This window comes from Mycobacterium barrassiae (genome assembly GCF_025822765.1).
GTDB lineage: Bacteria > Actinomycetota > Actinomycetes > Mycobacteriales > Mycobacteriaceae > Mycobacterium > Mycobacterium barrassiae.
This window is the reverse complement of record NZ_JACKUK010000017.1, coordinates 75,950-86,614: the sequence shown is the minus strand read 5'-3', so window position 1 is coordinate 86,614 and position 10,665 is coordinate 75,950. Positions and strand designations below refer to the sequence as shown.

Below are 10,665 nucleotides of genomic sequence, written 5' to 3'. Positions count from 1 at the left end.
CTCATCGCCAAGGCATTAGCACTATTCGACCGCCTCGACCACGACACCAACTCAGAACGCTCATCCTCGGTCAAGCGCACAACCGGCGCAACAGGGTTCGGCACCCACCAAGTCTAACCGCTAACGGTCAATTAATGACTCAGGACACTAGACACCTCTCACGAGCAGACGCAAAGTGCCCATTTCGCTGGGCGTGTTGGGGCAGTTTGCGTCTGGTCGCCGTGTGATTAACCCCGGCGCTGGCGAGCGATCTCCGCGAGCACCACGCCCGCGGCCACCGAGGCGTTCAGCGATTCCGTCGGTCCGGCCATCGGAATGGACACCACGGCGTCACAGTTCTCCCGCACCAAGCGGGACAGCCCCTTGCCCTCAGAGCCGACCACAACGAGTATCGGGCCAGAGCCGTCCAGCTCGTCGACCGTGATGTCGCCACCGGCGTCCAGGCCCACCACCTGCAGACCGGCCTTGCTCCAATCCTTCAGTGTGCGATTGAGATTCGTCGCCCGAGCCACCGGCAGCCGGGCCGCCGCACCCGCGCTGGTACGCCAGGCGACCGCGGTCACCGACGCCGACCGGCGCTGGGGAATCAACACGCCGTGGCCGCCGAACGCGGACACCGACCGCACGATGGCGCCGAGGTTGCGGGGATCCGAGATGTTGTCCAGCGCCACCAATAGAGCGGGCGCGACGTCCGTCGTCGCCGACTTGAGCAGATCGTCGGGGTGCGTGTAGGCATACGGCGGCACCTGTAGCGCGATGCCCTGGTGCAGGCCGTTGGTGCTCATCCGGTCCAGATCGTGTCGCTGCACCTCGAGGATGGGTATGCCGGAATCGGCTGCCCGCGTGACCGATTCGGTCAGGCGCTCGTCGGATTCGGCACCGAGCGCGACGTACAGGGCGGTCGCGGGGACACCTGCGCGCAGGCATTCCACGACGGGATTGCGTCCGAGCACCAACTCGACGTCGTCGGTCTTGCGGGCTCGACTGCGATGCTGCTTGGCGGCCTTCGCGGCCCGTTTCGCGGCCGGGTGGTTGGCCCTCTCCTTGGCGGGCGGCGTCGCGCCCCTGCCCTCGAGACCGCGACGGCGCACACCGCCCGAACCGACGGTCGGCCCTTTTTTGGTGCCGGGCTTGCGTACCGCACCACGGCGTTTCGAGTTTCCGGCCATCTACTTGGTGTAACCGTCGAGGAGTGTCCATTGCGGGCCGTCGGCGGTGTCGGTGACTTCGATACCGGCCTCCTTGAGGCGGTCGCGGATCGCGTCGGCCTCCGCCCAGTCACGTCGGTTCCGTGCGTCTTCGCGCCGCTGCACCTCAGCCTGTACCAGTACGTCGACGGCTGCCAGCGCGGCAGAGGTCTCGTCCTTGGACTCCCAACGCTCGTCGAGGGGATCGGCGCCGAGGATGCCCATCATCGTCCGGATCGACATCGCCTGCGTCAGCGCCGTTTCGTGGTCGCCCGCATCCAGTGCGCGGTTCCCCTCGGCGCGTGCGGAGTGGACTTCGGCCAGCGCGATCGGCACGGCGAGGTCGTCGTCGAGCGCAGCCGCGAATTTCGGCGTCCACTCGCCGGGCAGCACCGCCCCGACCCGGTTCCGCACCCGGTGCAGGAAGTCCTCGATGCCCGTGTAGGCCTTCGCGGCGTCCTGAAGTGCCGTCTCCGAGAACTCCAGCATCGACCGGTAGTGCGCGCTGCCGAGGTAGTAGCGCAGTTCGGCGGCCCGGACCCGTTGCAGCACAGCAGGTATCGCGAGGACGTTGCCAAGCGACTTGCTCATCTTCTCGCCGCCCATGGTCACCCAGCCGTTGTGCAGCCAGTAGCGGGCGAACCGATCGCCTGCACCCTCGGCCTGGGCGATCTCGTTCTCATGGTGGGGGAACACGAGATCCATCCCGCCGGCGTGGATGTCGAACTCGGGACCGAGGTACGCCTCGCACATGGCGACGCATTCGGTGTGCCAACCCGGACGTCCGCGCCCCCACGGGGTCGGCCATGACGGTTCACCGGGTTTCGCGCCCTTCCACAGCGTGAAGTCGCGTTCGTCGCGCTTACCGGTCGCCACACCCTCGCCCTGGTGCACATCGTCGATCCGGTGGCCCGACAGCTTTCCGTACTCGGGCAGGCTCAACACGTCGAAGTAGACGTCGCCACCCCCGACATACGCATGGCCGCGCTCGATCAGTCGCTCGATCAACTCGATCATCTGGGTGATGTGGCCCGTGGCCCGCGGCTCAGCAGACGGGGGAAGGACGCCCAGCGCGTCGTAGGCGGCCGAAAAGGCGCGCTCGTAGGTGGCGGCCCATTCCCACCACGGCCGGCCCGCATCGGCGGCCTTGTTGAGGATCTTGTCGTCGATGTCGGTGACATTGCGGATGAACGCGACGTCGTAGCCCTTCGCCATCAGCCAGCGCCGCAGCACGTCGAATGCCACCCCGCTACGGACGTGCCCGATGTGCGGCAGGCCCTGCACGGTGGCGCCGCAGAGATAGATCGATACGTGGCCGGGGCGCACGGGCACGAAATCGCGGACGGCGCCCGCCATCGTGTCGTACAGCCGCAGTTCGGTCACGACGGGCCAGCTTACCGGGCCTATTCGCGTCGAATTACCAATGCCGTCGCGATGGCCGCCAAACCCTCGCCCCGGCCGGTCAATCCGAGGCCGTCAGTCGTGGTCGCCGACACCGTCACCGGGGCACCGAGCAGCTCGGACAGCAACGTCTGCGCCTCGGTACGGCGCGGACCCACCTTCGGCCGATTGCCGATGACCTGGACGGTTGCATTGCCTATGGCGAAGCCCGCCGCCGTCAGCAGATCACGCACATGGCGCAGCATGTCCGCGCCGCTGGCCCCGTGCCACTCGGGACGGTCGGTGCCGAACACCTCTCCGAGATCCCCCAGTCCGGCGGCGGAGAGCAGCGCGTCACACAACGCATGAGCCGCGACGTCACCGTCGGAATGCCCTGCGCAGCCGTCGGCATCAGCGAACAGCAGGCAGAGCAGCCAACAGGGCCTACCGGCCTCGATCGGGTGTACGTCGGTGCCGAGCCCGACTCTGGGCAGGCTCTTCACCGACGTCGATGCCGTCAGGACGCGGCAGCGAGCGCCTCGTCGAGAATGGTCGCCGCCTTCTCGTCGTCGGTGTTCTCCGCGAGTGCGAGCTCACCGACGAGGATCTGACGCGCCTTGGCCAGCATCCGCTTCTCGCCTGCGGACAGACCACGCTCCTGATCGCGACGCCACAGATCGCGGACGACCTCCGCCACCTTGTTCACGTCGCCGGAGGCCAGCTTCTCGAGGTTGGCCTTGTAGCGGCGCGACCAGTTGGTCGGCTCTTCGGTGTGCGGTGCCCGGAGCACCTGGAAGACCTTGTCGAGGCCTTCCTGTCCGACGACGTCGCGCACGCCCACGTATTCGGCATTCTCCGCAGGGACTCGAACCGTGAGATCACCCTGGGCAACCTTCAAGACGAGGTATTCCTTTTGTTCGCCTTTGATGGTCCGGGTTTCGATCGCCTCGATCAATGCGGCACCGTGATGTGGATAGACGACGGTGTCTCCGACCTTGAAAATCATCAGATTAGAGCCCCTTTCACATCTCAATGTTAGCACGAGGCCCGGACGGGCGTGGAACAACGGTGCAGGTCAGGGGCACCGCACGTGGATACTGGGGGTTGACAGGGCACTAAATACGTGCCTCACGCTGGTGCCATCTCCGAAACTGGCGACGCAGCATCGGCCCTCAGCTACCGCCCGCAAGGCACACCTACTACAGTCCATAGTCGAACCCCGTCGAACCCGGCGACCGGTATCCCGGCCGCCCCGCCGGTTGAGCAGGAGGCATGTGTGGACCGCTTCAAACTGGCCGCCTGTGGGCTGGCTTCCGTAGTCCTGCTGAGCGGCTGTGGGTCCGGGCAGGTCTCCCAGACCGCCACCCAGGAGCCCGCGGTCAACGGCACCAGCGCGAACATCGGCAAGATCGCGGTGCGCAACGCCCATCTGCGGGCCACCCAGACGACGGATTACGTCCAGCCCGGCAGTGAGGTCGAACTGCTGTTCGTCGCCTCCAACGACTCGCCGGACGTCAACGACAAGCTGGTCTCGATCACCTCCGACGTCGGAACGGTGTCGCTGACAGGGGACACCAGCCTGCCCGCGAACGGCACACTCGTCGTCGGCGAGCCCGACGGGCAAATCACGGCGCTGGAGAGTGTCGAGACAGCCGATGCCGCGGAGGCCGTCGTGCAGTTGTCGAAGCCGATCACCAACGGCTTGACGTACAACTTCACCTTCACGTTCGAGAAGTCCGGCCAGGGCACCTTCGCGGTGCCGATCTCGGCCGGTGAAAGCCCCCGGCGCGAAGAAGCCGGGTCTGGCGGCGGCGCCGGCGGTCACTGACTGCTTAACTCCGCGACACGGCGGCGCGCAGGGAGTTCCTGTCGGTCTTGACGGCTACGGTCAGCGCATGCCCAAAGGTGGTACCAAGGCGCGTTCGCAATATCGCTGTTCGGAGTGCCACCACGTCACCCCGAAATGGGTGGGCCGCTGTCCGGACTGCGGTACCTGGGGCACGGTCGACGAGGTCGCGGTGCTCTCCGCCATCAACGGCTCGTCGATGCGGCGTGCGGTCGCCCCGACCTCTCCCGCGGTACCGATCAGCTCCATCGACCCCGGCCAAACCCGGCACTTCCACACCGGAATCACCGAGCTGGACCGGGTTCTCGGCGGCGGGGTGGTGCCCGGTTCGGTGACGCTGCTCGCCGGCGATCCCGGAGTCGGGAAGTCGACGCTGCTGCTCGAGGTCGCCCACCGGTGGGCGCAGGCGGGCAAACGCGCCTTGTACCTGTCGGGCGAGGAGTCGGCGGGCCAGATCCGGATGCGGGCCGAACGCACCGGCTGCGCGCACGACGAGGTCTATCTGGCCGCCGAATCGGATCTGCAGATGGCCCTTGGCCACATCGACGAGGTGCGGCCCAGCCTGGTCATCGTCGACTCCGTGCAGACCATGTCCACGACAGAGGCCGAGGGCGTCACCGGCGGTGTCACCCAGGTGCGCGCGGTCACCACGACACTGACGATGGCGGCCAAGACATCTGGTGTCGCGATGATCCTCGTCGGCCACGTCACCAAGGACGGTGCTATCGCGGGGCCGCGCTCACTCGAGCACCTCGTCGACGTCGTTCTGCATTTCGAGGGCGACCGTCAGACGTCGCTGCGCATGGTCCGCGGCATCAAGAACCGCTTCGGCGCTGCCGACGAGGTCGGCTGCTTTCTGTTGCACGACAACGGAATCGAGTGTGTATCCGATCCCTCGGGCCTGTTCCGCGATCAGCGTCCAAAGCCGGTGTCGGGCACGGCGGTCACAGTCGCGCTCGACGGCAAGCGACCGTTGATCGGTGAGGTGCAGGCGCTGATCGGTTCGCCGGCCAACGGATCACCACGGCGCGCGGTGAGCGGCATCGACTCGTCGCGCGCGGCGATGATCACCGCCGTGCTGGAGAAGCGGGCGAGACTGCCCGTCGCCGCCAACGACATCTACCTGTCCACCGTGGGCGGCATGCGGTTGACGGATCCGTCCGCGGACCTGGCGGTGGCGCTGGCCATCGCCTCGTCGTGCATGGACCTGCCGATGCCGGCCTCGGCGGTGGCGATCGGCGAGGTCGGCCTGGCCGGCGATCTGCGCCGCGTCACCGGCATGGATCGGCGGCTTGCCGAGGCCGCCAGGCTGGGCTTCACGTCCGCGATCGTTCCCCCAGGGGTGACCTCCGTGCCCGCGGGACTGCGTGCGATCCCGGCGGACGACATCGGTGCGGCATTGCGGGTGCTGCGGGAGATCGCGCAGAATAACGGCCGATCCTAGGAGGGGCACCATGGCCGTGAAAACGGGTGGGCGGTCGAACCGCACCGTTGTGCAGCTGGCCCGGCCCACCCTGCGCGAGACAATCGCCCGCCTCGCACCCGGGACCGCGTTGCGCGACGGGCTCGAGCGCATTCTGCGCGGCCGCACCGGCGCGCTGATCGTCATCGGCTACGACGACAGTGTCGAGGCGATCTGCGACGGCGGCTTCGAACTCGACGTCCGCTACGCGCCGACGCGACTGCGCGAGCTGTCGAAGATGGACGGCGCTGTGGTGTTGTCTAGCGACGGTAGCCGCATCCTGCGGGCCAACGTCCAGCTGGTACCCGACCCGTCGATCCCCACCGAGGAATCGGGCACCAGGCACCGCTCCGCCGAGCGCACCGCCATCCAGACCGGCTACCCGGTGATCTCGGTCAGTCACTCGATGAGCATCGTGACGGTCTACGTGGCCGGGGAACGCCACGTTATCCCGGATTCGGCGACCATCCTTTCGCGCGCCAACCAGACCATCGACACGTTGGAGCGCTACAAGGCTCGTCTCGACGAGGTCAGCAGGCAGCTTTCGACGGCCGAGATCGAGGACTTCGTGACCCTGCGCGATGTGATGACGCTCGTGCAGCGACTCGAGATGGTGCGGCGCATCAGCCTCGAAATCGACTCTTACGTAGTCGAACTCGGAACCGACGGGCGCCAGCTCAAGCTGCAGCTGGAGGAACTGGTCGGCGACAACGACACCGCGCGTGAACTGATCGTGCGTGACTACCACGCCAACCCGGACCCGCCGACCGCCGCCCAGGTGACCGCGACGCTGGAGGAGCTCGATCAGCTCTCCGACAACGAGCTACTCGACTTCACCGTGCTGGCAAGGGTTTTCGGCTACCCGTCGACGGCTGAGGCGCAGGATTCGGCGATGAGCTCACGCGGCTATCGCGCCATGGCCGGTATTCCGCGGTTGCAGTTCGCCCACGTCGACCTGCTGGTGCGTTCGTTCGGCTCACTGCAGGGCCTGCTGGCCGCGAGCGCGACCGATCTGCAGAACGTCGAAGGCATCGGGTCGATGTGGGCGCGCCACATCCGGGAAGGCTTGTCGCAGTTGGCCGAATCGACGATCGCCGACCGACTGGCTTAGCCGACCGCGGCCGGCGGCGGCGCACCCTCGGCGGGCGGCGGAGCCGGAGCGGGCTCGGCGAGCATGAACGGGACCGTTGCCGAGCGCAGATTGCCCAGCTGGACAATCAGGTTGTATGTCCCAGGCCCGATCGGCTGACGCGGCAGCGGGCAACCCGGCGCCGAACCCATACCCGTCCAGGTCACCTCGGTCGTGACCTGCTCGCCGGGCTGGAACGTCTTGACCAACGTCTCGTTGGATGGCGCGCAGTCCAGGTTCGACCACAGCCGGGCGTTCTCCAGCGAATAGACGTAGGCGGCCAGGACCGCTGCTCCAACGTCGCGCTTGCACGCCACCAGGCCGATGTTGGTCACGACCATCGTGAACTTGGGCTGATCGCCGACGACGTACTGCGGCTGATTGGTGATGCCCTTGACGGCCAGCGTCGAGTCCGGGCAGTCGTCGCCCTCGTTGAGGACCGGCGGCGGTGTCACGGCCGCGGTGGGCGTCGGGGTCGGCGGCGGCGCATCCTGCGGCGGGGGCTGGATCGGGGTCTTGACTTCGGGGTTCTCGCCCGGCAGCGGGGTGGGGGGTGCGGCGGCGGGCGGGGCCGGCTGCTCAGCGGCGGTGTTCTCGGTACCTGTCGTGGTCTTCACGATCACGACGATCAGCGTCGCGATCAGGCCGATCACGACGACCGCGATGCCCAGCGCCAGTGCTCGGCGACGCCAGTAAATCTGCGTGGGGAGTGGGCCCTGCGGTTCTAGATCCAGCACAATTCACACGGTAAGCCCAGGTCATGCCTGTTCGGCCGAGGTCGCTCGGCGTGTCGCGCCTCAGCCTTCGCCGATGTCGCCGAGATGCTCCCGCAAAACCGCGCGGCCGTCGGCCAGGTGGTAGGTCAGTCCGACGATCGCCAGGGTTCCCTCTTCGATCCGCTTGGCGATCGCGGTGGAGCGGTTGAACAGCTGAGTGCCCGTCTCGATGACGTGTCGCGCTTCGAACTCGTCGACCCTGGTCAACCCGTCGCGGCGGCCCAGCAGGATCGACGGGGTCACCCGCTCGACGACGTCGCGGACGTAGCCGCCGGGCACCGCGCCGTCGTCGAGCGCCGACAGCGTCGCCTTCACCGCGCCGCAGCTGTCGTGGCCGAGGACGACGATCAACGGCACCTCGAGCACTGTCACCGCGTACTCCACCGAGCCGAGCACCGCGGAGTCGATGACATGGCCCGCGGTGCGCACCACGAACATGTCGCCGAGCCCCTGATCGAAGATGATCTCCGCGGCCACCCGGCTGTCGGCGCAGCCGAACACCACGGCCGTGGGCGTCTGGCCGGTGGCCAGGCTGGCCCGGTGCTCGATCCCCTGGCTCGGGTGCAACGGCTTACCCGCGACGAAGCGCTCGTTACCCTCTTTGAGTGCTTTCCACGCGGTCACTGGGCTGGTGTTGGGCATGACCGACATTGTGCCCCAGCTGCTCGATTGGTACCGCTCCGCACAGCGCGACCTGCCGTGGCGACGGCCGGGAGTCACGCCGTGGCAGATCCTGGTCAGCGAGTTCATGCTGCAGCAGACACCCGTTGCACGCGTCGAGCCGATCTGGTTGGCATGGATCGCGCGTTGGCCCACCCCGTCGGCGACCGCGGCGGCCGGCGCCGCCGACGTGCTGCGCGCGTGGGGCAAGCTCGGCTATCCGCGCCGCGCCAAGCGGCTGCACGAGTGCGCGACGGTGATCGCCACCGAGCACGGCGACGTGGTGCCGTCCGATGTCGAAACGCTGTTGACGCTTCCGGGCATCGGCGCCTACACCGCGAGGGCCGTCGCCTGCTTCGCCTACCACCAGCGGGTGCCCGTCGTGGACACCAACGTCCGCCGGGTGGTGGCCAGGGTGGTCCACGGCCGCGCCGATTCCCCGCCGTCCGCGCGCGACCTCGACGACGTCGACGCGTTGTTGCCCGACGGCCCTGACGCACCACAGTTTTCGGTCGCGCTGATGGAACTCGGCGCGACGGTCTGCACCGCGCGCTCGCCGCGCTGCGGCCTGTGTCCGTTGACTTCGTGCTCCTGGCGGTCCAACGGATTTCCCGAAGCGGGGAAACCTGTTCGACGGGTTCAGCGTTACGCCGGAACCGACCGCCAGGTACGCGGACGACTACTGGATGTGTTGCGCGACAACAATTCTCCGGTATCCCGGGCGCAGCTCGACATGGCATGGCTGACCGACACCGCACAGCGGGACCGCGCGCTGGACTCGCTACTGGTCGACGGGCTAGTCGAGCAGACCGCAGACGGGCGTTTCGCTCTTGCGGGAGAAGGCGACTAGTTAACCTGGTTGCGTGGCAGTTACCGGATCGGGGGCGCCGCGGACTCGCTACGCATCGCGTGGCGACTTGGACATCGCATATCAGGTACTCGGCGACGGCCCTGTCGATGTGGTCTTCATGCCGGGGCCCTTCATCCCGATCGACTCCATCGACGCGGAGCCGTCGATGTACCGCTTCCACCGCCGGGTGGCGTCGTTCTGCAGGCTGATCAGGTTCGATCACCGGGGCATGGGGATGTCGTCGCGGATCGGGTCCGACAGGATCACCCCGGCCTGCTGGGCCGAGGACGTCGTCGCGGTGATGGACGCCGTCGACTCAGAGCAGGCAACGATTTTCGCGTCGGGGTTCACGGCGATGAGCGCACTGTTCCTGGCGGGCGACCGGCCCGAGCGAGTGTCCAAGCTGGTGATCGTCAACGGTGCCGCGCGGGCGCTGTGGGCGCCGGACTACGAGGTGGGTTCGCGGTCGACCGCGGCGAGTCCGTTCACGACGGTCGCGATCGAACCCGATGCCGTCGAGCGCGGATTCGACGTGCTGGCCTACCTCGCACCATCGGTGGCCGACGACGCCGCCTTCCGCACCTGGTGGGACGCAGCGGGTAATCGTGCGGCGTCGCCGAGCATGGCCCGCCGATCCAGCGCGGCGCTTGCCGAGGGCGATGTGCGTGACAAGTTGGCCGACATCACGGCGCCGACGCTGATACTGCATCGACGGGACACGGCGTTCGTCTCCGCGGGCCACGGCCGATACCTCGCCGAGCACATCCCGGGTGCACGCTACGTCGAATTGCCCGGCGCCGACGCGCTCTACTGGGTCGGCGACAGCGCACCGATCATCGACGAGATCGAAGAGTTCATCACGGGTTCGCGTGGCGGTGCGGAAGCCGAACGTGTCTTGACCACAATCGTTTTCACCGACATCGTCGGGTCGACGCAGCGCGCGGCGGCGCTCGGCGATGACCGGTGGCACGCCCTGCTCGACAACCACGACACCCTGGTCCGTCGCGAACTCGAGCGATTCCGGGGCATCGAGGTGAACACCGTCGGCGACGGATTTGTCGCGATGTTCCCGAGCCCCAGCGCGGCCATCCAGTGCGCCTCGGCGATCGTCGACGCCATCCGGGTGCTCGGCATCGAGGTGCGCGTCGGCATCCACGCGGGCGAGGTCGAGGTGCGCGGTGACGACATCGCCGGGATGGCCGTGCATATCGGCGCGCGGGTGTCGGCGCTCGCAGGGGCCAGCGAGGTGCTGGTGTCCTCGACGGTCCGCGAGATCGTCACGGGTTCCCGGCTGAGTTTCGACGACCGCGGCGAGCACGACCTCAAGGGTGTGCCGGGCCAGTGGCGGGTGTACGCGCTCGTCCGCGACTGAGTC

General features: G+C 67.7%; 11 protein-coding genes. 5 read left to right on the top strand and 6 right to left on the bottom strand.

Annotated features, from left to right (window positions below):
- Positions 1-227 precede the first annotated feature (227 nt).
- The 4 genes from rlmB to carD are packed head-to-tail and all read right to left on the bottom strand — an operon-like array spanning position 228 to position 3,573.
- Complete coding sequence (rlmB, locus tag H7J93_RS09545) at positions 228-1,169, bottom strand: 23S rRNA (guanosine(2251)-2'-O)-methyltransferase RlmB (RefSeq protein ID WP_267306043.1); 942 nt, start codon at positions 1,167-1,169, stop codon at positions 228-230.
- A complete protein-coding gene (gene cysS, locus H7J93_RS09540; RefSeq protein ID WP_267306042.1) occupies positions 1,170-2,570 on the bottom strand; it encodes a cysteine--tRNA ligase in 1,401 nt (466 codons plus the stop codon).
- 20 nt (positions 2,571-2,590) lie between these two features.
- On the bottom strand, positions 2,591-3,070 hold the full coding sequence (gene ispF, locus H7J93_RS09535) for a 2-C-methyl-D-erythritol 2,4-cyclodiphosphate synthase (RefSeq protein ID WP_267306041.1): 480 nt from the start codon (positions 3,068-3,070) through the stop codon (positions 2,591-2,593).
- Between the two features lie 14 nt (positions 3,071-3,084).
- A complete protein-coding gene (carD, locus tag H7J93_RS09530; protein WP_003888533.1) occupies positions 3,085-3,573 on the bottom strand; it encodes an RNA polymerase-binding transcription factor CarD in 489 nt (162 codons plus the stop codon).
- Between the two features lie 270 nt (positions 3,574-3,843).
- On the opposite strand from carD, the gene H7J93_RS09525 reads away from it, so the two are divergent.
- The 3 genes from H7J93_RS09525 (at position 3,844) to disA (ending at position 6,986) form a co-directional block, all read left to right on the top strand.
- On the top strand, positions 3,844-4,395 hold the full coding sequence (locus H7J93_RS09525; protein WP_267306040.1) for a copper chaperone PCu(A)C domain-containing protein: 552 nt from the start codon (positions 3,844-3,846) through the stop codon (positions 4,393-4,395).
- A 67-nt stretch (positions 4,396-4,462) separates the two neighbouring features.
- Complete coding sequence (gene radA, locus H7J93_RS09520; protein WP_267306039.1) at positions 4,463-5,857, top strand: DNA repair protein RadA; 1,395 nt, start codon at positions 4,463-4,465, stop codon at positions 5,855-5,857.
- 10 nt (positions 5,858-5,867) lie between these two features.
- The gene (gene disA / locus H7J93_RS09515) at positions 5,868-6,986 is read left to right on the top strand and encodes a DNA integrity scanning diadenylate cyclase DisA (protein ID WP_267306038.1); all 1,119 of its coding nucleotides are present in this window, start codon (positions 5,868-5,870) and stop codon (positions 6,984-6,986) included.
- On the opposite strand, the gene H7J93_RS09510 is transcribed toward disA, so the two are convergent.
- Together H7J93_RS09510 and H7J93_RS09505 are read right to left on the bottom strand one after the other, a co-directional pair.
- A complete protein-coding gene (locus H7J93_RS09510; protein ID WP_267306037.1) occupies positions 6,983-7,741 on the bottom strand; it encodes a hypothetical protein in 759 nt (252 codons plus the stop codon). The two genes, disA and H7J93_RS09510, sit on opposite strands and share 4 nt — an antisense overlap.
- 60 nt (positions 7,742-7,801) lie before the next feature.
- Complete coding sequence (locus H7J93_RS09505; protein ID WP_267306036.1) at positions 7,802-8,422, bottom strand: carbonic anhydrase; 621 nt, start codon at positions 8,420-8,422, stop codon at positions 7,802-7,804.
- Between H7J93_RS09505 and H7J93_RS09500 the strand changes: the two genes are divergently transcribed.
- Positions 8,421-9,290 carry an iron-sulfur binding domain-containing protein gene (locus tag H7J93_RS09500; RefSeq protein WP_267306035.1) on the top strand — a complete coding sequence of 290 codons (870 nt, stop codon included), beginning with the start codon at positions 8,421-8,423 and terminating at the stop codon, positions 9,288-9,290. The two genes, H7J93_RS09505 and H7J93_RS09500, sit on opposite strands and share 2 nt — an antisense overlap.
- Before the next feature lie 13 nt (positions 9,291-9,303).
- Positions 9,304-10,662, top strand: coding sequence for a bifunctional lipase/adenylate cyclase LipJ (gene lipJ / locus H7J93_RS09495; protein ID WP_267306034.1), 1,359 nt, complete (start codon positions 9,304-9,306; stop codon positions 10,660-10,662).
- Positions 10,663-10,665 lie beyond the last annotated feature (3 nt).